Genomic DNA, 26,014 nt, shown 5'->3' on the forward strand with positions numbered 1-26,014 from the left:
AGCATGACGGCAAAAGAATGACAATGAAACGCGTGATATGTCTTTTTTTTCATTCTATGTTGTATCATTTCAAAACATGTCCACAAGTTCATTTTCAGAGACAAAATACACACTCCGGGATTGCTTATTGCTCCTTATCTTCGGCGCGATCATCTACATCCCGTTCCTTGGAATTCCGGTTTGGGACGGCAATGAACCTGTAAGGGTAATCGTTGCCAAAGAGATGCTCAGGACCGGCAACTGGATAATGCCCATGCTGCACGGAAACCCATACTTCGCAAAGCCTCCCCTGATGAACTGGCTCATGGCCGCAAGCGGCGGTTTGTTCGGCGTGGTGAATGAGTGGACCAGCCGCCTGCCCTCCGTGCTGTTGATGCTGATGACCGGGATGTCTGTTTATTTTCTATCTAAGAAATGGCTGGCAAGAGAGGGCAGGCTCTTCGCCGCCCTTATGATGCTTTGCATGTACGGGCCGGTCAGGGCAGGCAGGGAGGCGGAGATAGACAGCCTTCAGACCTTTGTCATCTCATTCATCCTCCTTCTCTGGATAAACGGATATTTAAAGCAATGGAAACCGGCTGTGCTGTGGGGCCTTACTCTGTCCCTTGCCGGGATCGGATTTCTTTCAAAGGGCCCCCAGATGCTAATGTTTTTTTACATGTCCATAATACCGTACCTGCTTTTAAGGAAAAGAATCTCATTTTTCTTTTCAAAGGCGCATGTATTCGGGTTAGGCCTTTTGCTTCTCGTCCTCGCTGTTTATTTAATGCTGCTACTTCAGTGGACAACGCTTGAACGCTACATACACATGTGGCTCGGCGAGGGAATGCAGCGCACTGAAAGCAGACACATTTCAGCATACCTGCTGCAAGTGCTCGAATATCCGTTTGAGCTGCTGCCGTCTTTTCTGCCGTGTTTATTGTTCCTTATTCCCCTTGCAATTTATAAAGACCTGCGGCAGGAAGCAGGGAAATTATTCGACAATGAATTTTTTACGTTTTCTTTTGTCGTGATCGCCGTCAATCTGCCTTTTTACTGGCTGCTTCCAAACACGCGGTACAGATATTTTCTCCCCGCATATCCTTTTGCCGCCCTCGCGGTAGGGTTTGTTTTTGAATTGTATCTCAGAAAGATGCAGGCCTTTCCGGCAATCAAAGTATTCTTTGTGAAGTTTTTAAAGGTCCTTGCGATACTGACGCTCTCCCTGGCAGTTGCAGTCATCCCCGCGGTCATCGCCCTGCATTTGAAATTTTCTTTCTTGATATTATTTTTCATTGCATGTCTTATGATCTCAGGCATGGTTGTTTTATATAAAGCCGGTTCCGCGCGATTGCCGCACGTCCCCGTATATGTGACGGCCATAACAGCGCTCTTTTTTCTGGTCTACACTGACATCACTGTCGGGCTTGATAAAAAACGGGGAAGCAATCCCAGGGAGATCGCCAGTGAGATAGACCTTTTATTGCCCCAGGATGCTGGCGTGGTATACGAGATGGGGTACAGGAGGTATCTGACAATAACCTGCTATTTAAACAGGGAAGTACGCCAGGTGAATTCGTTTGCGGATTTGAAAGAACTGAAAAAGGAAAAAGGCGGGATTTATTTTATCTATGACGCCGAGCTCCTGGATGTTATCACCGGGGAAGATAAAAATATCTTCCTGAAGGAGATCCATTCAGAAGAAATATATTCAAGGAAATACAAAAGCCGCCGCCGGGGAGACAGGGCAATCGCGGTCGGGAAAATATCCTGATTAGCAACAGGGACCATCATCCTGTAGAATTAAAATATCTATGAAACCCGGCAACAGAGAGGGACATTGGAAAATAACCTTGACATCAATACCGTCTCAGGGCTTTCTGAAGCAGAAGCGGCCCAAAGGCTGAAACAGGAAGGGTATAATGAACTCCCTTCAGCCAGGGAGCGCAGCATCTTCGCCATTGCGTTTGAAGTGGTCCGCGAACCGATGTTCCTGCTTCTGATCGCAGGCGGGGCGATCTATCTGTTGTTAGGCGATATAAGGGAGGCCGTGATGCTGCTGAGCTTCGTCTTTATAGTCATGGGCATCACGCTTTACCAGGAGCGCAAGACCGAGCGTGCTTTGGAAGCGCTCAAGGACCTGTCCAGCCCCCGCGCCCTGGTAATAAGGGACAGAGTGCAAAAAAGAATACCGGGACGTGAGGTAGTAAGGGGCGACATCCTGGTCCTCGCCGAAGGCGACCGCGTACCTGCTGACGCTGTGCTCATTTCATGCACAAATCTCTCGGTTGATGAATCTTTACTGACTGGTGAATCCGTGCCTGTCAGTAAAACCTCTTGTGACGGCATGAAAGAAATGGCGCGCCCCGGAGGCGACGACCTGCCTTTTGTCTTTTCCGGGACACTTGTGGTACAGGGTTTCGCTATCGCGCAGGTAAAGGCCATCGGCATCAACACCGAGCTTGGCAGAATCGGAAAGGCGCTGCAGTCAATTGAACCGGAAGAAACGCTTTTGCAAAAAGAGACCGGGCAGCTCGTGCGCAATCTCGCAATATTCGGACTGTCCCTTTGCAGTATTGTGGTTGTCGTGTATGGCCTGACGAGGGCCAACTGGCTGAACGGATTCCTTGCCGGGATAACCCTTGCGATGGCAATGCTGCCTGAGGAGTTTCCTGTAGTGCTCACCGTATTCCTCGCGTTGGGGGCATGGCGAATTTCCCGGAAAAGGGTCCTCACGCGCAGGGTGCCTGCCGTGGAGACACTCGGCTCAGCGTCTGTGTTGTGCGTGGACAAGACCGGCACACTTACTCTAAATAAAATGACCGTGCAGAAGGTCTTTGCAGACGGAAAGTTCTGCGATATAAGTCATGCGCACAATGACCTTCCTGAAGAATTCCACGAGGCCGTGGAGTTCAGCATACTTGCGAGCCAGCTTAAGCCATTTGATCCAATGGAAACAGCGTTAAGGGAACTCGGCACGAGCGCCCTTTCTGATACGGAACACCTTCATGATAACTGGACCCTGGTGCAGGAATATCCCCTGTCCCAGAAACTTCTTGCCATGTCGCGGGTCTGGAAGTCGCCTGACAATATGAATTATGTCATCGCTGCCAAAGGCGCGCCCGAGGCCATCGCGGATATATGCCACATGAATACTGAGCAGATCCAAAGCCTGTCGGAAAAAATCAACTCGATGGCTAAAGAAGGCCTGAGGATAATAGGCGTGGCCAAATCGGATTTCAGACAAACATCACTACCCGGTGAACAGCATGATTTTAAGTTTGAGTTTCTCGGCCTGATAGGCCTGGCAGACCCTGTGCGCCCCGGAGTTGCGGATGCAATTAAAGAATGCTACAGCGCGGGCATAAGGGTTGTAATGATCACCGGAGACTATCCCGTCACCGCCCAGAACATTGCGAAACAGATCGGGCTGAAACAAACAGACGGGACCATTACCGGCGCGGAACTTGACAGAATGGATGGACCAGCACTTCAGGAACGGATCAAAACAGCCAATATCTTCGCGCGTGTCGTGCCTGAGCAAAAGCTGCACATAGTGAACGCGCTTAAGGCAAACGGCGAAGTCGTTGCAATGACAGGCGACGGCGTCAATGACGCGGCAGCGCTTAAAGCGGCACACATCGGAATTGCCATGGGAGGGCGCGGCACGGACGTAGCGCGTGAGGCATCTTCTATTGTTTTGCTTGACGATGATTTCTCTTCCATCGTGCAGGCTGTGAGAATGGGACGGAGGATCTTCGACAACCTGAAAAAGGCCATGACCTATATCCTGGCAATCCATGTTCCAATCGCAGGCATGTCGCTGCTTCCGGTGCTTTTCAACTGGCCCCTTGTGCTTTTACCTTTTCATATAGTGTTCATTGAATTGATCATTGACCCAGCCTGCTCAATTGTCTTTGAAGCTGAACGTGAAGAATCCGGCATAATGGACAGACCTCCGCGCAACCTTCATGAGCCTTTGTTTAACAGGAGGAACATAGCCATCAGCCTGTTGCAGGGGCTGAGCGTACTGATCATTGTTTTGGCCGTCTTCCTTACAGCGATGCAAAGGGGACAGGGTGAAACAGACGCCAGGGCCTTGAGTTTTACCACGCTTATTATCGCGAATATCGGTTTGATCCTGACGAACCGCTCGCGGTCACGCACTATTTGGAGCACCTTGCGTACCCCGAATACAGCCCTTTGGTGGGTACTGTCAGGGGCGCTTTTCTTTCTTGGAATGGTCCTTTATATTCCCTTTTTAAGAGAGATGTTTCACTTCAGCACACTGCACTATACCGATCTCATCGTCAGTGCAGCAGCCGGGGCCGTCAGCATATTCTGGTTTGAAGGTTTCAAGATAATTAACAGGCAGCGAAAAAAGTTTTTGTATTAAGAAGCAGACGGGGCTTCAAGGTTCCCAAGCGTCTCCGTTATAAGGCCTGAAAGGGCGGGGAATATGTGCATGCACCCTGTGATCGATTTTACATTGCCTTTGTTGATCATCGCATTGACTACTTCCTGGATGAGCATCGCCGCGTGAGGCCCGATGATATGAAAGCCAAGGAGCCTTCCGGTGTTCTTTTCAACTATTGCCTTTGCAAGACCTTCCTGCTCCATCATGGCCTCCCCCATTACCGTGTCTGAATATTTCGCCCTGCCCACAAGGATCTCGTGGGCCTGCCGCGCACTCTCCTCTGTCAGGCCGACTGAGGCAATTTGAGGACAAGTGAACACAGCGTGGGGAACGGACTGAAAATCCATCCTTAGTTTTTTTCTCTTTGTGGCATTGTGCCATGCTATCTCTGCTTCCTTATCTCCTGCGTGGGTGAACATCGCCCTTCCAATGGCATCGCCCAGCGCCCATATGTGTTTCTTATTGGTCTGGAGATAATCGTCAACCTTTATGAAATTGGCTCTGTCCGCCTCAAGTCCCGCGTTTTCGATCTTCAAAAGGTCCGCGTTAGACTGTCTTCCGGTAGCGACCATAAGTGCTTCCGCTGAGATCTCCTTTGACTCACCCGTTCCGACATCCTTCACCCGCAAAGCGTAACCGCCGTCAGCCTGCCTCACTTCCTCCGTCTCCGCCGCGAGGATTTCAACACGCTTGCCCAATTCATTCTTTAAGAGCTCCGATATTTCCGGCTCCTCAAAAGGCAGGAGCCTTGCGTTTCTCATGACCACCGTGACCTTTGTGCCGATTGCCGAAAAGAAATGCGCGTATTCAACCCCTATGTATCCGCCTCCGATGATGATCATGCTTTCAGGCTTCTCTTTAAGTCCAAGCACGCTCTCGTTGGTCAGATACGGGACATTGTCCAATCCCTTCAGCGGCGGGACCACAGGGCGGGCGCCTGAGGCGATGAAGATCTTCTTCCCTCTTATTTTTTCATCACCGGCCTCAAGTGTATGGTCATCAATAAAGCTGCACTGCCTGTTATAGAAATCGATGTTGGCGGTATCTTCGAGTGCGGCTTTTATCCCGTCTATGCCTGTGGTAACGACGCCCCTCATCCGCTCCATGACCGCACTGAAATTGACATTGGTTATTTCCGCCTGAATGCCGAGCCTTGCGGCCTCCCTGACCTCAAGGACCCTGTCGGCAGTGTGTATCAGCGTCTTTGACGGGACACATCCTGTATTCACGCAGGTCCCTCCCGGATTTCCCTTGTCTATGAGGGCCACTTTCAAATCATCCGATGCCGCGTTAAATGCAATTGCCAGCCCCGCATCTCCCGCTCCAACCACGACAACATCATATCTTTTCATGATTCACCAACCTCGCACGATTTTCATTAAATGACAATAGAATTATATCACCATTTCTGATGTTGGAAAGGTATTGACGTTACAGTTTCAACCTTCATTAGCCGAAAAATTGTATAACTGTTCAAGGTTATAATATGATATTAAATAAGTCCGGAAAGCTAAATAATCAGTATGCCCAGCAAGGATAATCACAAGCAGTCTCCTGTCTTAAGAAATCTCAAGAATGCCGGGGTGCGGCTTAGCACTTTAAGGAAATATAACGGCGATCCCAGAAGGCCCACCACCATGCACGTTGGAATTACTGACAGATGCAACATGTCCTGTCCCTACTGCTTGTATAAGAACGACAATAAAAACTTCAAGGTACTCAACGCGGTCAAGGCGCTGTCCCTTATAAGCGAGATCGACAGTTCCGTCATACTGTTAAGCGGCGGCGAGCCTCTGATATTCGGCGACATCCTTGATACAACAAGAACGATCGTCCGGTCATGCAGGGAGGCAGGGAAGATCACCGGGGTGCTGACAAACGGGATTACACTAAAAAGCGTCTTAGAAAAGGACTTCCCGGAATTTATACCGGGAAGCCGGTTCTTTTTCCAGATCTCAGTTGACGGGCTGAGGGAAGAGCATAATAAATTAAGAGGACACTTCGATCTGATAATGAAGAACATCGGACATGCGAAGAGCGCCGGACACCTGATCTATACAAATACCGTAGTGAGTAAAAGGAATATAAATTCTCTTCATGAAATGGTGAAGTTCATTTCCGGTTTCAGCGACCGTGTCTATTTAAACCCGATGGTCAACAATGATGATACATTGACGTTAGATGAGACGGATCTGAAACGCCTTGGAGATTATATTATCAACCGCCAGGACTTAAAAGTCGCTAACAGCATCAACTTTGGAAAGTTCCTGAAGGGGGAACAAAACCTCAAATGCATGTTTCACAGCCTGGTAAGCGTTACGCCTTCGGGTAAACTCAAGTTCCCGTGTTACTGCTACGCGGAAGGTTCTGAATATCTCAATTCATTTCAGGAGTACCTTAACAAGGTGTATCAGCATAGAAAGCGCTTTGAAGAACGGTTGTCGCCGCAGTGCAGGACCTGCTATAATCACTGCCTGCATGAATCCTATGTCTATGCGCAATTGTCCATGAACGAAATTATTGAACAGATGAAGCGGCCCAAAAATTTATATAAAAAATATATCCGCCCTCTTTTTAAATTTGCCTGTAGAGACGCCATTAATGGCGTCTCTACATAATTGGATGGAGGGGCCCCGTGCAGACCCGTAACTGCCTTCTCCTGGTTTGTGAAATGGTAATGTGGGCTAACGTGCCGTATCCAGCGAATCTAAAAAATCCTTTTTGATACTCTCCGCGTCAATATCCGTGATAACGGTCATCGTTCCTTTCGTATCTGAATGATCGAACTTCCCGTTTTCTAATATGGCAGGACGCTTCGCCGTTATCTGTGCGCACCACTCAGGCGATTTCAGCGCCGCTATTGCGGCCACATCATAAACCGGTTTCGGGAAACCGAAGCGCCTCATCATAAACAGCTTCCACAGGTAGTTTCCGATCTCGCCCTTTCCTTTTATCCGCTGTTTATCGCTCTTGTATATCTTGAGTTTGCATGCCGGCCCGCATACAGGCACAAGTGTAAGGTCGATATCCGAGTCGAATATGACCTGCGCGGACAATATGTCATTTTCATCATTAAAACAGAAACCGCCTTCCGGCCATTTTCTCCCGGCAAGCCACAGCGCCTTTATCTTTTCTTTTATTTTAGGCTCGATCAAATATGCTGACGCTAAATTTGTTATCGCCCCGATGCAGACAATATAAAGAGGCGCGCCGGAATTTTTCAGCGCTTCTTCAATGATAAACCTTGCCGCGGGTGAATCCGCAGGCGCTGCCGCGTTTGCGAGCGCCTTCTCAGCTCCCCGTAACACGGGATATCGCCCCTCCATGCCAAGGAGCTTCAGTACAAAAAGGACCTCATCGTAACTTTTCTCCATGCTCCCCTTTTTACCGAAGTGAGCGGCGGTAAGGCCGCGTATCTCAAAACTCTCTGAGAGAGCGGCATACGTAATTGCGTACTGGTCGTCGATCTCGTTTTTAGCGTCCGTGTCGATGATTATTTTCTTGAGCATGGCAATTTGTAATTTTTCTTCGAATGTTTTTTTTATGACTATAATCTATAATAAAGACACCTGCAAAAAAATCAAAGAAGGAACGTGTATCAATTAATGTCGCAGTCTGCTGTTAAAGCTGGTTCGAAAAACAAGAAACGGAAACTGCTTACCGTTTTATTAACGGGTTTCCTGTTATTCGCAGTTGCCGGAATTTTTACCGGGGCCTTTGACAACGTTTTCAATTTTTGCAAGGCGTTCATTTATTGTAACACCTCTGAGCTTCCTGTAAAGAAATAATAACGGTCTCTCCTCACTGCACGATAATTGAACACGTTGTATAGTTTTTGAACTGTTTAGCACGCCGCATGTTGAAATTTCTTTCAAATTTATTGAGCATTGAAAAAGTTTTTGGTGGTACCGGTTTTGCTTATTAAAAACTTTTAACGTCTCATGAATTCAAAAAAGATATCCATAATAATTATTACCCTTAATGAAGAAGAACTGATCGGGAGTCTTCTGCTCTCGCTGAGGGACATTGAAGATACAGAACTTATTGTCTCTGACGGGGGAAGCATTGACAGGACAGCCAGGGTTGCAAAAAAGTATACGGACAAGGTCATCAGGGGAGAGAGGGGAAGAGGATTGCAGCTTAACAACGGCGCGGCATTGGCCACAGGGGACATTTTATGGTTTCTCCATGTAGATTCAACGCCGCCGCATAATTTTAAGCATCATATCTGGAATACCCTGGATAAGCCTGGTATTGCAGGCGGGGCCTTTACACTTGAGATCGACTCCGGGCTGTCCTCATTGAAAGTCATATCAAAGGTCGCCGGACTCAGGTCAATGGTGTCGCGGATCCCCTATGGCGATCAGGGCATATTCGTTAAAAGAAAAACGTTTGAAAAGATTAACGGGTTTAAAAACATACCGCTCATGGAAGATATCGACTTCGGCAGGAGGTTGAAAAGAGAAGGCCGGATAGCGATATTGGACCAGAGAATAAAAACCTGCGCCCGTGCATGGGAGAGAGACGGCGTTCTGAGGACCACCCTTAGAAACTGGATTTACGTAACACTCTTTTTCATGGGATATTCCCCACATAAACTCTATGAACGGTATTACCGTAAAAACATCCGTCTTACCATGCAGAGGGACGTAATAAAACAGAGGAAGCACCGGTAAGCGTTAATTTAATTTCCAGGACAAGACACGTATAAAGCCTCGCATTAAATTGCGGGGCTTTTGTTTTTTTACCATTCTTTATGGGTAGTTATTCTGGTTGACACATGCCGCTTTTGTCTTATAATGTATAAGTACGCACTTTCTCTCAGAGAAAATATTTTTGGCAAATTCAGCTTATGAAGTCTTTTTTTTACTATAGAGCCGGACAACTTTTCTGCGCCACATGAAAATAACTTGTGATGCCTGAAAAAAACAAGTCAAAAAAAGCTTCACCAAAAACGGCAGGGAGAAAACAACTCCGTCAGTTCATGACTTCCCGTCTGTTGGACATAAAAAAATGCTGCTCAATGCGCGAATGATATTGCAGGGGGACAGGCAGACCGGGATGATCCTCCTTGCAATAGAGGACATATCGGGGGAGTAATGATCCCCTCCGGTTGAGGGTGTGAATTAATCCCTCTTTCGGCGGGGAGACACATATTATCCCTTGACGGGGGAGGGTCAGGGTGGGGGTGACTAAAGGTGAGATACAGCTTATGAAAAAGAAGCAGAACGAATCCGGGGCCCTGCGTAAAAAGGCAGAGAAGAAACTGCTGGGGCAGGAAGGAAAAGTAAAGGAGCTTTCCGCCCTTGATCTCAAGCGTCTTGTGCATGAATTGGGGACGCACCAGATCGAGCTTGAGATGCAGAACGAAGAGCTGCGCAGGTCGCAGGCCGAGCTGGAAACGTCCCGCAGCAGGTATGCCGACCTGTTCGACTTTGCCCCCATAGGCTACTTTGTCTTTGATAAAGACGGAGTGATACTGGAATCAAATCTTGCCGGCGCTAATCTCCTCGGCACAGACAAACGATCATTGACCGGCAAGGCATTCTCTTTCTTTATGGTTTCCGATGACAGGAAGATCTTTACAGCGCATATAGCGGAGGTATTGAGCAAACAGGTCTTGCAGGCATGTGAGATAAGAGTGGGGAAAAAGGACAGGTCCGTATTCCATGCGCGGATACAGAGCATCGCGGTGGAGGACGAAAAAGGCGGGCTGACCCTTTGCCGCTCGGCAATAAGTGATATCACAGAGCGGAAACAACTGGAAGAGACCCTGAGGGTGTCTGAAGAAAAATACAGAAGTATTTTTGAGGGCGCGAATGACGGAATTATTTCCACTAACCTGAGGACAGGGAAGTTCCTGTTTGTCAATAAACGGATGTGCGAACTAATGGGTTATTCGGAAGAGGAGATATTAAAACTCGAAGTAAAAGATCTGCATCCCCCGGAAAGCCTGCCTCTTGTTCTTATGCAGTTCAACAGGATGGCTGCCGGAGAAGCGACTGAAGCGGTTGAAATACCGGTGCTGAAAAAAGACAAAAGTATAATATACTGCGATATCGGCTCCTCTTTTTTAGGTGGAAACGATAAAACGGTTTTGCTCGGCTTTTTCAGGGATGTCACCACGCGCAGGATGGCTTTGGAAGCCATGCGGAAAAGCAACCAGAGACTTGAGATACTTTCCGACGCGGCCCGTCTCCTGCTGACAAGCAATACGCCTGAGAAGATCGTGGAAACAATATGCCGGAAGGTCATGGACTTTCTCGACTGCCACGTCTTCTTCAATTATCTGCTTGATGAGGAAAAGATGAAGCTCAGGCTGAATGCCTATGCGGGTGTGTCCGAAAAGGCCGCAAAGGAAATAGAGTGGCTATGCTTTGGCGAAACGGTTTGCGATTACGTGGCGAGGGACGGACGCCGGATCGTCGCTGAAAATATCCAGGAAACGCTGGACCACCGGACGGACCTTGCGCGTTCAATCGGGATGAAGGCGTTTGCCTGTCATCCTTTACTTGCCAGAGGGCGGGTCATCGGGACGCTTTCATTCGGCACCAAGTCCAGGGCCTCTTTTACAGAGGATGACCTGGCCCTGATGAAGACCGTGACCAACCATGTGGCTGCGGCAATGGAACGCAAGAAGGCAGAGGAAGAAATAAGAAAGCACCGCGAGGAGCTTATGATGCTCGTGGAAGAACGCACAAAAGAGCTGCAAAAGATAAATGAAGAGCTTGAACGGGAAATTACAGAACGTATGGAGATAGAGGCTGAGATTGTTAAGCTCAACAGAGACCTTGACAGGCGCGTAAAAGAGCGCACCGCCGAACTCGAGGCCGTAAACAGGGAGCTTGAGGCGTATTCCTATACGGTCTCTCACGACCTGCGCGCGCCGCTAAGGAGCATCGAGGGTTTCACAAAAGCGATAATGGAGGATTATGCTGACAAGTTTGATGAAACCGGCAGGGACTATCTACTCAGGGTGACTTCAGCAAGCCACATGATGTCGCAGTTCATCGACGCGCTGCTGGCCATGTCCAGGCTGACGAGCGTAGAGATAAAGGAAAATACCGTTGACCTCAGCGCCATAGCCCAGGTGGCCTCATACGAGCTCAAAAAGAAACAGCCCGAACGCCGGGTGGATTTTATCATAGCCGAAAAGTTGAAGGTAAAAGGCGACATCAACATGCTGAGGGTTGTGATCGAGAACCTGTTTGACAATGCATGGAAGTTCACATCCCGTCATCCTTCCGCAAAGATCGAGTTCGGCATGATGAATGAGGAAAGAAGCCAAGGACCTGTTTATTTTGTGCGCGACAACGGCGCGGGTTTCAATATGGAATTCGCCGACAAACTCTTCAGCCCGTTCAGGCGGTTTCACAAAGAATCCGAATTCCCCGGCATCGGCATCGGACTGGCAACGGCATACAAGATCATCAAGCGGCACGGGGGTAAAATCTGGGCGGAGAGCGAAGTGGAAAAGGGAGCGACTTTTTACTTTACGCTTGGGTAAAATAATAGGTCTTATAGGACTGATACGACATTTTATTTTCTTAAAGGAGGTGTAGTCATGAAAGCATCTGGAGAGAAAAGAAATTCAGGTATAGCCTTGATCGGAGATTTGCCCTGGGGCAGTCACTTCTGTCAGTTCTACTCGACAAAAAAGGACCTGTTGGACGTGCTTGTTCCTTATTTCAGGGCCGGGCTGGAGAACAATGAATTATGCGTTTGGGTGACCTCGGACTTTCTTACCACGGAAGACGCTTTAAAAGCCATGAAGAAAGGCGTGCAAGGCTTTTCAGAATACCTGGCAAATGGGCAGATGGAGATTTTCCCTTATACGGACTGGTATCTCAAGGGCGGTAGCTTTGACCTCAAGAGGACGCTCAACATGTGGATGGAAAAGCACAATGAGGCCCTGTCCAGAGGGTTTGCGGGAATGAGAGTGAGCGGCAACCCTTACTGGATCGACAACAAAAAAGACTGGGACGATTTCGCCTGTTACGAGGCGGAGATAAACAACGTGATCGGCGGAACAAAACTGCTGGTGCTCTGCACCTACTCGCTCAAGAAGTGCGGCGTGGTTGAGATCATGGACGTCGTCAAGAACCACGAGTTCGCGCTTGCCATGAACCAGGGCGAGTGGCAGATCGTCAGCAATCCGGCCTGCGCTCACAGGCATTCATAACCCCATAAGTCTTATGAGGCTGATAGGACATATATATGCACACTCTACGCTCTGACAAACGGAAATCAGGCATTTCTTTAATCGGTGATCTGCAGTGGGGCAGCCACTTCTGTCAGTTTTACCAGACAAAGAAAGACCTGCTTGACATATTTGTCCCTTACTTCACGGCAGGGTTGAAGAATAACGAGCTTTGCGTATTTATCACATCGAGGGCGCTCGGCGCTGAGGATGCGAAGAAGGCCCTTAAGAAAACCTTGCCGCATTTTGAGCTATATGCAAAGAACGGGCAGATGCAGTTGGTCCCTTTCAGCCGCTGTCATGAAATAAAGGGGCAGGGGGCAGGGGGCAAGGTCATCGCCTCTCTGCTTGACAGCGCCATCTCCAAAGGCTTTGACGGACTGAGGATCGCGTGCAGTTTCCAGAACAAGAATGGCGGCAAGCCCCTCACATGTTTCGGGATCGATACTATAAACAAATACAACGCTCTCGCGGCCTTTGCATATCCCCGCAACAGGTTTGACGCGATAGGGCTTATGGAGGTCGTAAAGAACCACCGGTTTGCACTGGTGAAAAATTCAGGCAGGTGGGAGGTGCTTGAAAGCTCGGAGGCGCGGACCGTCAAGGACGCACTGAAGAGGAGCGAAGAGAAGCTGCATTCCCTCTTCAGCAACATGTCCGAGGGTTTTGCCTATCATAAGATTGTGCTTGATGCGAAGGGAAAACCCTGCGATTATATTTTCCTTGAGGTCAACAGGTCCTTTGAGCGGCTTACCGGCCTTAAAGGGAAAGACGTCATCGGGAAAAAAGTCACGGAAGCCATGCCGGGCATTGAAAAAGACCCCACAGACTGGATAGGGAAATACGGCAAGGTCGCTCTGACCGGAAGGCCTATGCAGTTCGAGAGCTATTCGGAGTCGCTTAAAAAGTGGTATTCAGTCTCCGCCTTCAGCCCGCACAAGGGCTATTTTGCCGTGACGTTCACAGACATCACCGGGCGCAGGCAGGCCGAGGAGGCGATAACACGTCTCGCTTCTTTTCCGCGTCTTAACCCCAATCCGGTCCTTGAAGTAAATCAGGCCGGAGAGATCACATTCCTCAATGAGGCTGCAATCAGCGCATTAAGAGCAATGGGGCTTGGTGAAAACGACGCCGCATTGTTACTTCCTCAGGATGTTGGCCAGATCTTCGGGGCCCTGCGTGATAAACAGAGAAAGATATTCTATCGTGACATAAAAATAAAAAACACCATATTCGCTGAATCAATCTACGTTGCGCCGGAATTCAACTCCATCCGCATTTATGCAATGAACATAACCGAGCGCAAGAAGGCCGAGGATGAACTGAACCAGCGCACCGCTGAGCTTGAAGCCGCAAACAGGGAGCTTGAGGCCTTCAGCTATTCAGTCTCGCACGATCTGCGCGCACCGCTCAGAAGCATCTCCGGTTTCAGCCAGGCGCTGTCTGAAGATTACGCAGGCAGGCTGGACGCGGAGGGCAAAGATTCACTTGAGCGAATACGCGGCGCCGCGCAGAGAATGGGACAGCTCATTGACGATTTATTAAATCTTTCCCGCGTGACACGGGCCGGGATAAACCGGGAGAAAGTGGACCTCAGCAATCTTGCACTGAACATTGCTGACACGCTCAGGAAAACGCAGCCTTCGCGAAACGCGGAGTTTATTATTGCCGAAGGTCTTTTTGCATACGGGGACGGGCGCTTGTTTAATGTGATGCTGGAGAACCTGCTCAACAATGCGTGGAAGTTTGCCGGAAAACGCACTCATACTGTAATAGAATTCGGAGTTACTAAGCATGAAGGCAAACGGGCGTATTTTGTAAAGGACAACGGGGTCGGTTTCGACAAAAACTTTGCCGACAAACTCTTCAGTCCCTTTCAGCGGCTTCACAGCCCGGTCGAATTCCCCGGCACCGGCATCGGCCTCGCCACAGTAAAGCGCATAATTGAGCGTCACGGCGGGCGGGTGTGGATCGAAGGTGAGATTGATAAGGGAACTACGGTGTATTTTTCGTTATAATAAAAATTGTCTTATAAGACCTATAGGACTCATAATTAGGAGGACTGAATGCAAACCAGAAACATACTTCTTGTGGAAGATAACCCTGACGATGTTAAGCTGACACTGCGCGCTCTCAAAAAAAACAGGATCCTGAACGAGGTCGTTGTTGCGCAGGACGGGGTCGAGGCGCTGGACTACCTCTTCGGCACCGGGAATTTCGCCGGGCGCGACATGAGCGTAATGCCGCAGGTGATACTGCTTGATCTGAAGATGCCCAGGATTGACGGGCTGGAGGTCCTTCAACGCATCAGGGCCGATGAAAGGACCAGGCTCCTGCCGGTTGTTATCCTTACTACTTCAAGCGAGGACAAGGACAAAATAGAAAGTTATAAGTTCGGCGCTAACAGCTACATCCGTAAACCGGTGGACTTCAACCAGTTCGTAGATGCCGTGCAGCAGCTGGGACTTTACTGGCTGGTATTGAACGAAGCGCCGTAAATTGTTTTACGTCACAGACCTAAAACACCCTTAAGCTGTCATTCCGGCAGTCCTTAAGCCGGAATCCAGTTCCTGAAAAAGACTCTGGATTCCCGCTCAAAAACCTGCGGGAATGACATGCAGTGAACATGGAGATACTGAAATGTCCAAGCCGTTACATTTATTGATTGTCGAGGACTCGGAGGACGACGCACTTCTTCTTCTGCGCGAGTTGAAGAAAGGCGGATACGGGCCTTTATTTGAGCGCGTCGAAACACCCGAAGCCATGAAGGCGGCCCTTGAAAAAGGCCGGTGGGACATAATCATTTCAGATTACGTATTGCCCAGGTTCAGCGGACTTGCGGCGCTGGACATTCTCAAGCAGAGCGGGCAGGACCTTCCGTTCATCATCGTATCAGGCAACATCGGAGAGGACATCGCGGTTGGGGCGATGAAATCCGGGGCGCACGATTACATCATAAAAGGCAATCTGGCAAGGCTCGTCCCGGCAGTGGAACGGGAACTGCGCGATGCCGGGGTGCGCCGCGCGCGCAAGCGCGCGGACAGTCTGATTAAAACTACTAACGAACTCCTCAAACTCTTCCCCGGTAAATATTCGCGCAGGGAATACCTCGAATCAGTGGTAAAGATCATCAGCGAATGGAGCGGATGCCGCTGCGTGGGCGTCAGGGTCCTGAATGAACGCGGAGAGATCCCTTATGAATCCTATTGCGGTTTTGATTATGAGTTCTGGAATTTGGAGAGCTGCCTTTCCATCAGCAGGGACCAGTGTATCTGCATCAGGGTAGTGAACGGGAAACCGGACCCGCAGGACATGCACGCTATTACAGAGGCCGGATCATTCCGCTGTGATAACACGACCAGGTTTATTGAGGGACTGACAGAGGATGAAAAGAAAAGGTTCCGGGGCGTATGCATTCAGAACGGTTTTACATCTCTCGCTGTTGTCCCGGTCCGTTTTCTTGACAGGACGTTTGCTGCAATTCAGCTTGCTGACGAAAGGGAGTTTATGGTCCCTCTTGAAACCATAGAGGCCCTTGAGACGATAACACCGCTTATCGGCGAGGCGATCCACAGGTTCAACGTGGAAGATGAACTCATGAAAAACTTCGAATCCCTTCAGAGCGCCAACGAGCTCCTTGAAAACGTCTTCTCCAACGTCTACGTCCTGATCGCATACATGGACAAGGACTTCAATTTCATCAGGGTGAACAAAAAATACGCCGAATCGGACGGACGGGAGCCGGAATTTTTTACCGGTAAAAACCATTTTGACCTCTATCCGCATAAGGAGAATGAGGAAATTTTCCGGAGAGTGGCGGAGACCGGAGAACCTTTTTTCATAAGGTCAAAACCTTTTCTACACCCTGAGCGCGGGATGACCTTCTGGGACTGGAGCCTTAAACCTGTCAAAGATGCTGACGGCAAGACCGCCGGACTGGTGCTCAGCCTGGTTGACGTAACGGAAAATATAACGCTCTATGCGGAGCTGATGCGCGCAGACCACCTCGCCTCAATCGGCAAATTGGCCGCGGGCGTCGCGCATGAAATAAACAACCCGATAAACGGCATCATTAATTACACCCAGCTTCTGATAAATAAATTTGACAGGGAGAGTAAAGAGTACGACATTTCCTCCAGGATCATAAAGGAGAGCGACCGCATCGCCGGTATTGTAAGAAACCTCCTCTCCTTTGCCCGCGACAACAAGGGAGAAAAAAGACCCGCGCATCTAAGAGAGATACTTTCTGACTCGCTTGCGCTTGCCGGGACGCAAATGAGAAAAGACGGGATAGGACTCACAGTAAATATCCCGACCGACCTGCCGCAGGTTGTTGTCCAGCCCCAGCATATAGAACAGGTGTTCCTGAATATAATCCATAATGCCCGCTACGCCCTGAACAAGAAATACCCGGAGGCTTATGCCGAAGGCAAAACTTTTGAGATCACCGCCGAAACTCTGACCATTAATAATAAGCCCTTTGTACGCATTATATTTTACGACCAGGGCACGGGAATCCCCCCCGGCGTACTGAATAAAATAATGAATCCCTTTTTTACGACCAAGCCTGACGGCGAAGGCACAGGCCTCGGGCTGAGCATCAGCCACGGCATCATCAGCAATCATGGAGGAAAGCTCACGGTCGACAGCGTTGAAGGCAAGTTTACAAAGGTCATAATAGACCTCCCCCTCTGAACACAACTCTCAACTCTATATAAAGCAGTTAACCACGGAGACACAGAGGCACTGAGTTGGAAAATAAGAGAAAATACTAAGGCGCATCCTTCACCTCGGTTGTTACGCAAAACTCTCCGGCATCCTGTTGTTTTCTCTGTGTCTCTGTGTCTCCGTGGTAAATGAACTGCCGTTTTTTTTAACTCTATTTGTAGCTTTTCCGGAGAAAGTGATAAAATCGGGTTGAAATAATACGGATCGGGTTTTAAATGAAATTACCGGAAACAAAAAACCAGTTGCACATCAGGATCAAACCTGGCGAATATCTCGCTTCCAGGCAGAGCGTAATTATCTCGACAGTGTTGGGCTCATGTGTAGCCGCGTGTTTATATGACCCGGTGCAAAAGGTCATAGGGATGAACCATTTCCTCCTGAGCAACAGGCGTTACGCCAGGAATATGCCGTATTATGTTACAGAAGCGGGCAGATACGGAATTCACGCCATGGAAATCCTTATCAATGAAATGCTGAAGCTCGGTGCGAGACGCGAAAATCTTCGTGCCAAGGCCTTCGGCGGGGCGTCATTATTTCAACCTTCAGGTGAGGCAGGAAATTTCTTTTGCGTAGGAGAAGTAAACTCTAAGTTTATCCGGGAATTCCTGGAGACAGAGGGGGTCCCGCTGGTGACCTCGGACCTCGGCGGGGACAGGGGCAGGGCCATTCATTTTCACTATGATGATTTTTCCGTTTACGTAAGAAAAATACAGAAGACCGTCAACAAAAAACTGGGCCTGAAGGAAAAACAGTTCTGGCAAAGGAGCATGGAGATACAGGAGCAGAAAGCAGTTGAATCCGATATCTGGCTTTCTGACATGTAAATAGGTTTGTCCATAAACTCAAAATTGAACTGTCATTCCCGCAGTCTTTTGAGCGGGAATCCAGTTTTTCAATAAGTTCTGGATGCCCGATTACTGACTTCGGGCATGACAAAAATAATAAAACAGACACTAAATGAAACCATTATGAAAATCAGGGACACTTTAAAATTCTCAGCCGGCAGCAACATAACAATATTCGGCTTCATCCTTATAATTCTTGTATGGATATTTGAGGCCGCTGTGCACTCCTTCATACTTAAGGAAGGCGCCTTTTTGGAACAACTGCTATTCCCTGATATGCATGAGATGTGGATGCGTCTGTTGATCTCTTCCCTTTTAGCAGGTTTTATTGTCTACGTACAAATGGCCTTTAACAGGCAGCTAAAGATAAAGAAAGATATGCTGGCAGAGATTAAAAAGACAAACGATGAAAGGGCAAAGACGGAATCAGTTATCGCAAGCGTGGGCGACGGCTTATGCCTGATGGATTCGAATTGCAGGATCACATATCAGAACAAGATCCATGAAGATATCTTCGGGAAGCAGATCGGCAATTACTGTTACAAGCTGTATAAGGGTGAGCCGACCTGCAAAGAGTGTCCCGTTTACAATACCTTCAATGACGGCGATATTAACACAACGGTAAAAACGGCGACCATTGATGCGGAACAGATGTACTTTGAGATCACGTCTTCGCCGATGAAAAATGCGGCCGGGGAAATAACAGCGGCCATTGAGATTGTCAGGAATGTAACAGAACGAAAATGGGCGGAAGAAGCGATTGTCGCGAGCGAGATGCGGTTCCGGGCGACCTTTGCCGAAGCGGCCATCGGGATGGCGCTTGTTAACATGGACGGCTGTCCCTTAGTTAGCAATTCCGCCCTGCAAAACATGTTAGGGTACAGTTGGAAGGAGCTTTGCAATATGGTCTTAAAGGGGCTTACCCATCCGGACGACGCAGATGCCGACAGGCGACTTTACGAGGAATTGATGGCCGGCAAGCGCAACTCCTACCAGATAGAGAAGCGTTACATCCGCAAGGACGGACAACTGCTCTGGGGGCACCTGACCATCTCCCTGGTCCGTGGTCCGGAGGGCAATCCCCAGTTTGCCGTAGCTATGATTGAAGATATATCCGACCGCAAAAAAATGGAGGGCCTGCTTATAGAGATTGAAGAAAAGGAACGCCAGCGTATAGGCCAGGATTTACACGACGGGCTGGGGCAGCTTCTTACAGGCATTGCCTTTAAACTCAGGGGGCTTGGGCGCAAGCTTGAGAGAAACTCTTCTGCGGGGGTTGTGGATGCCGCGGAGATATCCGTTCTCGTAGACGACGCCAAGGTGCTGGTGGGCCAGATCGCAAAAGGGCTTTCCCCGGTTGAAACGGAGCATGACGGCTTCATAAGCGCGCTTGAGCAGTTGGCTGTTAATACCTACAGGATGTTCGGGATAGATTGCGTCTTCTTGTGCGACAGCCCGGTCTCCGTACAGAATAAAACAGCAGTCACTCAATTATACCGTATTGCCCAGGAGGCTGTGACCAATGCGGCCAAACACGGTAAGCCGGAACACATCTCCATTTCCCTTTCGGAAGAAAACGGCAAGGTCTCAATGACGATAAAAAATGACGGCGCGGGGATCCCTGATATGTCGGGAAAACAAGACGGCATGGGATTAAAGATAATGAAATACCGCGCTAACCTCATTAACGCCTCGCTTGAAATTAAGCGGGATGTCACCGGCGGCACAATCGTGAAGTGCCTCCTGTCCGAATAGTAAATATTGGGCCGCAGATTGACGCGGATTACACAGATAAAGAAATCCGCGTCAATCTGTGCAAATCAGCGGCTAAGAAAACATCCTGAAATTTATTTATCTTTACGCAATTTGGTTATTGAATACCTGACGAGTTCGGAAAGATATGCGGCGCCGACCCTGAGGACTTCTTCGTCAAAATCAAACCTCGGGCTGTGGGAGGGGACATGCTCATTCCCTTTTATCGCGCCTCCGAACCTGACAAAACAGCCTGGCACTTTTTGCAGGTAATACGCAAAGTCTTCGCCCCCGAGAGTTGGAAAAGGGATGGCGATCATGTTCTTCTTCCCGACAACTTCCTCAGCCACATGCCATGCAAACTCATACGCCCTCTCTTCGTTTATCACCGGAGGATACCCCGGCTTGAGCACGACCTGTACCTCCGCATCATGAAGAAATGAAAAAGAGGACGCCATTTTCCTGACCTTATCGATCACCAGCGTCCTTATCGACTCATCCGTTGTCCTTATCGTGCCTTTCAGGACCGCCTTTTCCGCGATCGCGTTATGAACGGTCCCCGCCTTGACATATCCGACCGTTATCACCGCGGGATGAAGGGGATCAATTTCCCTTGAGATGATCGTCTGTAAATTCATCACAAGCTGGCTTGCGATTATAACGGCGTCAACGGCCTCATGGGGCCTTGCGGCATGTCCGCCCTTGCCGGTGATCTTTATTTCAAAGCCGTCGGTAAATGATGTATGCAGTCCTGTTTTTATTCCAATTTCGCCGACGTGATGGTGTGTCTCGATATGTCCTCCGAAGATCATATCGACTCCATCAAGGACGCCTTCTTCTATCATAGGCTTGGCCCCGCCTTCGTTTTCCTCGGCAGGCTGAAAAATAAAAATGACATTTCCGTCAGGAGGATCTTTCTTTAACACAGCAGCCGCGCCTAATAAAATGGCAACATGGCCGTCATGCCCGCAGGCATGCATAAGCCCGGGGACTTGTGAAGAAAATGGAAGGCCTGTTTCCTCAAACACAGGCAGGGCATCCATGTCAGCCCTCAGCGCGACAGTCGGCGCGTTTTCATTAATTGTTAATTTCGCGACTATGCCCGTCTGCGCAACGCCTGTTTTACAGGGGATTCCGAGTTTCTTCAGGCAGCCGGCAATAAGCTCAGCGGTCTTTTCTTCATTAAATCCCACTTCAGGAGAGCGGTGTATCTCCCGCCTTATATTTCTCATCCACTCAAAAAGCCCATCGCTGACTATTTTCTTAATCCTGCTCATTTGAAATACCTCTTTGACTCACGCCATGAAGCTTTACGATTTTATTCTTTGAACTCTCCCCTGAGATTATCTCAACGTCCTTTTTGGCGATCCCGTATTCCTTTGCAAGAAGATTTATAAGCTCCTTGTTTGCCTTGCCTTCAACGGGCGGCGCAGTCAATTTGACCTTCAATGCGTCTCCGTACGGGCCGACTATCCCCGCACGGGACGAGCGCGGCTCCACCTTGATCTTCAGCGTCAGTTCATTTTTTGGATTTGGTTTTGATTTACTCATACACTAACTCCCCTTGCCCCTTTATTCCCCTCTATCAAGAGGGGTTAGGGGTGTGTTCCCTCTTAATTAAATCCGCTACGCTGCAAACACTACATCCATCTTTATCATGTCCCTTTCAGGAGAATAGCTGCCTACTGCGAGAAGCTCGCCTTTGAGCGATCTTATTCTTATGCCCTCAGCTTTTTTATAGTCATCCGAAAGAGACAACACCTTGACCGGATTGCCGTGGGCAACGCCGTTTGCCATTGTTTCGTTTATCGTCAGACCGGGCATCCATGACAGGGCTTTATCCATTGTATAAACGCCCTTGCCGGGTTCATTCATATTTATATCCTTAAGCTCTTCGATTGTCAAACTGTCTTCAACCCTGAACGGGCCGACTGCCGTGCGTTCAAGCCCGGAGAGATGCGCGCCGCTGCCGAGTGTTATGCCTATATCATGGCACAGCGTCCTGACATAAGTGCCTTTTGCACAACGCGTCCTGAATGTAACGTAAGGCAGATTGAGATCCAAAAGTTCGATATCGTAAATGGTTACCGCTCTAAGCTTGCGGTCGATCTCGATCCCTTTGCGGGCCAGTTTATAGAGCGGCTCGCCCTGGTGCTTTAACGCGGAAAACATCGGAGGCTGCTGGAGGATCTTACCCTGAAAAGATTTCAAAGCCTCCTCAATAACCCCCTCTTCGAAATCAATCTTATCTGAACTGGATAAGACCTTGCCGTACGCATCCTGGGTGTCTGTTGTTTCTCCTAATTTCATTACCGCCATGTATTCCTTGTCAAGCGAGGAAAAATAATTGGCAAGCCGTGTCGCCCTGTTGATGCAGATAAGCAGAAGGCCCGTGGCCATCGGGTCGAGGGTCCCGGTGTGGCCGACCCTTTTTTCTTTTAAGATCTTTCGCACTTTCATGACCGCGTCATGCGAGGTAATGTCTTTGGGTTTATTCAGACTGATAATAAGGTCCATGGTATTTTTGATCCAAAAATCTATTTTCAATAATTCAGATGTTGAATTATAACGGCGTTAAGGTTTCCTGTGTTTCAGAAGTTTCTGGTGCTCTGACTGAAGAGATTTTAACAGATTTAAATCCTTTTTCAATTCCGCTTCTTTGATCTTCCTCTGTAATTCCTGCAATAATATCTTCCGCCTGTTTTCTCTTATCCTGGTAACGCAATCGTCTATCGTCTTCTCCGGGTCTTCGAAATGGTCTTCCAGTGATATCTCCGTGAGAAAGTTTTTCTCTGCCTCGTCACACTGTGAATACAGTCCTTTGAAATCCGTTGACCCCTCTTTGATCCTTTTAAACACCGACCTCGCCATAATGTCTTTAAAATCCTCTTCAGAAAGAATGTGCGAGACCTCTTCAGCCTTCTCCGGCAATTGCAGAAGCAGTTTTATCAAGGTCACTTCTTCTACGGGCCTGGGCCCTGAATGAGACACGGAGGAAGCGGTTTGTCCTTCAGACGAAGACTGGCTCCTGACTTTCTTGAATTCCTCCCTGATAAATATCTCGTTTACTCCCAGTTTCTCGGAAAGCATTTTTATGTATTGCCCCCGGAGGATGCTGTCCTGGACTTTAGAGATCGCTGTTAATGCCTCGCGCGCTATCAGGCGTTTATCGCCTTTCTGCCGCATGAAGAAGTCAACTATCGACAACGGGTTGTCGAGCAGCTCCTGAAACGCCTCTTTGCCTTTTTCCCTCAGAAAACTGTCAGGGTCTTCTTTGTCCGGAAAAGAAAGCACCCTGACATTCAGTCCCGCTTCCAAAAGAATATTGGCGGCGTTTTTGACCGCCTTTCTCCCGGCCTCGTCACTGTCAAAGACAAGGAGCACGTCTTCTGTAAACCTCTTTATTAGCTTCCCGTGTTCCAGCGTAAATGCCGTGCCCAGCGGCGCAACCGCGTTTGAAAAGCCGTACATGTGGGTGGTGATGACATCAAGGTAGCCTTCCATAAACAGGACACGTCCCGTTTCCTTTATCGCGTCTTTTGCGCGGTGTATCCCGTAGAGGACCCGCCGTTTGTTAAAAATAATTGTCTCAGGCGAATTCAGATACTTCGGCTCATCGCCATCGATGGACCTGCCGCCGAATGCGATAACATCGCCCTTTAAGTCATAAATGGGAAACATTATCCTGTCCCTGAACGTATCATAAAAACCCTTTGCGCCCTGTGTGACGAGCCCGGCCTTTTTTATTATTTCCGGCTTGTAGCCTTTGCGCGAAAGATACTTAATAAGCGCGTCCCAGGTCTTTGGCGCGTATCCAAGAGAGAAGACTTTTTGGGCGTTTTCTTCGATCCCGCGCTTGTTGAGGTATGCCTTTGCCTTGTCACTTTTTAAAAGGTAGTGCTGAAAAAAAACAGCGGCGTCCTTATGCATGTTGAGAAGGACCTCTTTTTCCCCGCTTTGGACCGTGTCCTTTTGAAAAGTCTTGAGAGGGACCCCCGCCTTTTTGGCCAAAACAGCGACAGCCTCCGGGAAGGAAAGGCTCTCATATTTAACAAGGAAGGAGAAGATGTCGCCGCCGCTGCCGCAGCCGAAGCAATGATATATCTGTTTTGCGGGATTGACGGTAAAAGAGGGGGTCTTCTCTGTGTGAAAAGGGCAAAGCCCCTTCCAGTTCTGCCCGGCCTGCTTCAGGCGCACATATTCGGATATGACGTCAACGATATCAAGCCTGTTTTTTATTTCTTCAAGGGTGCTGTCGGAAGGCATGAATAAATGATACAGGATGCCGGATGCAGGATACAAGCCCTCTTGTTTTAACCTTTTTTCCCCGCCTACAGATATTGAATGTTTCAGCCGATAAATATATGAGGTAAATTAAAAAAACGGACATGAAATGATCGAAGGGAGATACGGTTTGCTTACACTGCTTTTAAAAACTATTGCTCAGAAAGATAATTTATGCATCCAGTGCGACGGCACCTTGAAGGACCTGATCAGCCTGATGAATGTAAACAAGAAAGGCGTGGTTGTCATCCTGAATGAAAACAAGGCTGTCGGTATTTTAACTGAACGCGACGTAGTCGAGATCCTGTACAACGGGGTTGATATGTCCTCAAGGATAGACTGCCACTCAAAACGACCTCTCGTTGTGACCAAAGGGGACAGGACCATCGGTTACGCCCTTAATTTAACTTTAGAGAACAATATCAGAAGGGTGATAGTGGCGGACGATGAAGGTAATTTTCTCGGCATTGTGACCCAGCAGGACCTGTTGAAATATCTTGAAGAGGATTTTTACCGGCTGACGATCAAGGTCAAACACATCCTGAAAAAGACCGGGAGCCTGATAAGCGTCTCTCCCGACACCACCTTAAATATAGTGCTGCAGCAGATGATCCAGCACAAGATCAGCGCCGTCCCCGTAATTAAAGATAATAAGGCGCTTGGAATCGTGACAGAAAAGGACATCCTGAAGCTGACTTGCGAAAATGTTTCGCTTAAAGACCATGTGGGAAAATACATGTCCTCGCCCGTTGAGACCGTCAACCTTGATACGCCTCTTGCTGAAATAGTGGAAGTCATGAATTATGAGGGCATCAGGAGGGTAGTCGTTGTTGATAAGGACGGGGCCGCCGTTAACATCGTGACCATCAGGGACGTAATGGAAAACCTCGAAGGCGATTACAACAGATTTATCGAGGGGAAACTCAAGACGGCGAGAGAAATTTTAAATCTGCTGCCTGAAATGCTTATTGAAGTGGTTGATGTGGGAAGCGAGCATCTCGTGATCTGGGCCAATGACAAGGTCATCGGCAAATTCGGCAAGGAGATCCTGGATAAACCCGTTACTAATTTTATACCGAAGGAAAACTGGGAAAGGATCTCCGCGACTTTAAATAAGCTGCATAAGATCGAGCGTATTAAATTCAAAAAAGAGGACAGGATATTTGAGCTTTCCGGGTTCCTGCTGAAAACATTCGGAGATAACGAGCAGGGAAGATATCAGCTTATTATGAGAGACATCACGGAAGATATTAAACTGTCGACTGTCGATCCTCTTACAAATATTTACAACAGAAGATTTATCAACGGGTTCTTAATGAAAGAGATAGAGCGCTGCAAAAGGACCAACAGTCACTTCTCCATCGTCATATCCGACATAGACGATTTCAAGATCATAAACGACACCTACGGTCATCTGGCGGGAGACCTCGCCCTTAAAGCCGTATCGCAGATCATAGTCGACACCGTGCGTAACCTGGATGTCGTGGGGAGGTACGGAGGGGATGAATTCATGATTATTCTCCCTGAGACATCAAGCGACATAGCCTCTTATGTTATTGACAGGTTGAGGTGCAAGATAGAAAACCTGGAAATATCGCTTCCCAAAGGATTAGCGGCGAAAATAACGTGCAGTTTCGGAATTGCCACTTTCCCGGATGACGGGACCGGATCGGATGACCTGCTGGTAACAGCCGATGAAAGATTATATAAGGCAAAAAGCATGGGGAAAAACAAAATCGCCTGCGTGTAGAAACGGTGACGGGTAACAAACACGCAGACCACTGACTTTTCCGGTTATCTTTGATAAAC

Annotated in this window: 18 protein-coding genes and 1 pseudogene; 13 read left to right on the forward strand and 6 right to left on the reverse strand. The window is 48.6% G+C overall.

The features are described 5' to 3' along the window. The first annotated feature begins 76 nt into the window (after positions 1-76). Together HZB61_03900 and HZB61_03905 are read left to right on the forward strand one after the other, a co-directional pair. Positions 77-1,753 (forward strand): glycosyltransferase family 39 protein, encoded by a 1,677-nt coding sequence (locus tag HZB61_03900; protein ID MBI5055741.1) that lies wholly within the window; start codon positions 77-79, stop codon positions 1,751-1,753. A gap of 66 nt (positions 1,754-1,819) precedes the next feature. Then, positions 1,820-4,375 carry a cation-translocating P-type ATPase gene (locus tag HZB61_03905; GenBank protein MBI5055742.1) on the forward strand — a complete coding sequence of 852 codons (2,556 nt, stop codon included), beginning with the start codon at positions 1,820-1,822 and terminating at the stop codon, positions 4,373-4,375. On the opposite strand, the gene HZB61_03910 is transcribed toward HZB61_03905, so the two are convergent. Further along, entirely contained in the window at positions 4,372-5,748 is a 1,377-nt protein-coding gene (locus HZB61_03910) for a dihydrolipoyl dehydrogenase (protein ID MBI5055743.1), read from the reverse strand. The genes HZB61_03905 and HZB61_03910 overlap by 4 nt on opposite strands. 171 nt (positions 5,749-5,919) lie before the next feature. Here HZB61_03910 and HZB61_03915 point away from each other — a divergent pair, with 171 nt between their 5' ends. Then, positions 5,920-7,014: a radical SAM protein gene (locus HZB61_03915; protein MBI5055744.1), complete on the forward strand. Its 1,095-nt coding sequence runs from the start codon at positions 5,920-5,922 to the stop codon at positions 7,012-7,014. A gap of 66 nt (positions 7,015-7,080) precedes the next feature. On the opposite strand, the gene HZB61_03920 is transcribed toward HZB61_03915, so the two are convergent. Further along, entirely contained in the window at positions 7,081-7,905 is an 825-nt protein-coding gene (locus tag HZB61_03920; GenBank protein MBI5055745.1) for a nucleoside hydrolase, read from the reverse strand. Positions 7,906-8,337: 432 nt separating this feature from the next. On the opposite strand from HZB61_03920, the gene HZB61_03925 reads away from it, so the two are divergent. From HZB61_03925 to HZB61_03965, 9 genes and pseudogenes are all read left to right on the forward strand, one after another. After that, the gene (locus HZB61_03925) at positions 8,338-9,072 is read left to right on the forward strand and encodes a TIGR04283 family arsenosugar biosynthesis glycosyltransferase (protein MBI5055746.1); all 735 of its coding nucleotides are present in this window, start codon (positions 8,338-8,340) and stop codon (positions 9,070-9,072) included. 536 nt (positions 9,073-9,608) lie between these two features. Next, positions 9,609-11,903 carry a PAS domain S-box protein gene (locus tag HZB61_03930; GenBank protein MBI5055747.1) on the forward strand — a complete coding sequence of 765 codons (2,295 nt, stop codon included), beginning with the start codon at positions 9,609-9,611 and terminating at the stop codon, positions 11,901-11,903. Positions 11,904-11,960: 57 nt separating this feature from the next. Then, positions 11,961-12,578 carry an MEDS domain-containing protein gene (locus HZB61_03935; GenBank protein MBI5055748.1) on the forward strand — a complete coding sequence of 206 codons (618 nt, stop codon included), beginning with the start codon at positions 11,961-11,963 and terminating at the stop codon, positions 12,576-12,578. 35 nt (positions 12,579-12,613) lie between these two features. Beyond that, complete coding sequence (locus tag HZB61_03940) at positions 12,614-14,614, forward strand: MEDS domain-containing protein (GenBank protein MBI5055749.1); 2,001 nt, start codon at positions 12,614-12,616, stop codon at positions 14,612-14,614. A 48-nt stretch (positions 14,615-14,662) separates the two neighbouring features. Continuing rightward, the gene (locus tag HZB61_03945; protein ID MBI5055750.1) at positions 14,663-15,094 is read left to right on the forward strand and encodes a response regulator; all 432 of its coding nucleotides are present in this window, start codon (positions 14,663-14,665) and stop codon (positions 15,092-15,094) included. A 142-nt stretch (positions 15,095-15,236) separates the two neighbouring features. Next, positions 15,237-15,650, forward strand: a pseudogene (locus HZB61_03950) (response regulator). Positions 15,651-16,193: 543 nt separating this feature from the next. Further along, entirely contained in the window at positions 16,194-17,291 is a 1,098-nt protein-coding gene (locus HZB61_03955; protein MBI5055751.1) for a PAS domain-containing protein, read from the forward strand. A gap of 248 nt (positions 17,292-17,539) precedes the next feature. Continuing rightward, the gene (locus HZB61_03960) at positions 17,540-18,148 is read left to right on the forward strand and encodes a chemotaxis protein CheD (GenBank protein ID MBI5055752.1); all 609 of its coding nucleotides are present in this window, start codon (positions 17,540-17,542) and stop codon (positions 18,146-18,148) included. A 144-nt stretch (positions 18,149-18,292) separates the two neighbouring features. Beyond that, positions 18,293-19,924 carry a PAS domain S-box protein gene (locus tag HZB61_03965; GenBank protein MBI5055753.1) on the forward strand — a complete coding sequence of 544 codons (1,632 nt, stop codon included), beginning with the start codon at positions 18,293-18,295 and terminating at the stop codon, positions 19,922-19,924. A gap of 92 nt (positions 19,925-20,016) precedes the next feature. Here HZB61_03965 and HZB61_03970 read toward each other — a convergent pair whose 3' ends face one another. From HZB61_03970 to HZB61_03985, 4 genes are all read right to left on the reverse strand, one after another. Further along, positions 20,017-21,198 (reverse strand): amidohydrolase, encoded by a 1,182-nt coding sequence (locus HZB61_03970; GenBank protein MBI5055754.1) that lies wholly within the window; start codon positions 21,196-21,198, stop codon positions 20,017-20,019. After that, positions 21,185-21,472, reverse strand: coding sequence for a YggU family protein (locus HZB61_03975; protein MBI5055755.1), 288 nt, complete (start codon positions 21,470-21,472; stop codon positions 21,185-21,187). Before HZB61_03975 ends, HZB61_03970 begins: the two co-directional genes overlap by 14 nt. 75 nt (positions 21,473-21,547) lie before the next feature. Continuing rightward, positions 21,548-22,438, reverse strand: coding sequence for a tRNA pseudouridine(55) synthase TruB (gene truB / locus HZB61_03980; GenBank protein MBI5055756.1), 891 nt, complete (start codon positions 22,436-22,438; stop codon positions 21,548-21,550). Between the two features lie 57 nt (positions 22,439-22,495). Then, positions 22,496-24,223, reverse strand: a complete 1,728-nt coding sequence (locus tag HZB61_03985; GenBank protein MBI5055757.1) for a DNA primase — start codon at positions 24,221-24,223, stop codon at positions 22,496-22,498. 91 nt (positions 24,224-24,314) lie between these two features. Between HZB61_03985 and HZB61_03990 the strand changes: the two genes are divergently transcribed. Then, the gene (locus HZB61_03990; GenBank protein MBI5055758.1) at positions 24,315-25,955 is read left to right on the forward strand and encodes a diguanylate cyclase; all 1,641 of its coding nucleotides are present in this window, start codon (positions 24,315-24,317) and stop codon (positions 25,953-25,955) included. Positions 25,956-26,014 lie beyond the last annotated feature (59 nt).

Source organism: Nitrospirota bacterium (genome assembly GCA_016214845.1).
Lineage (GTDB): Bacteria > Nitrospirota > Thermodesulfovibrionia > UBA6902 > UBA6902 > SURF-23.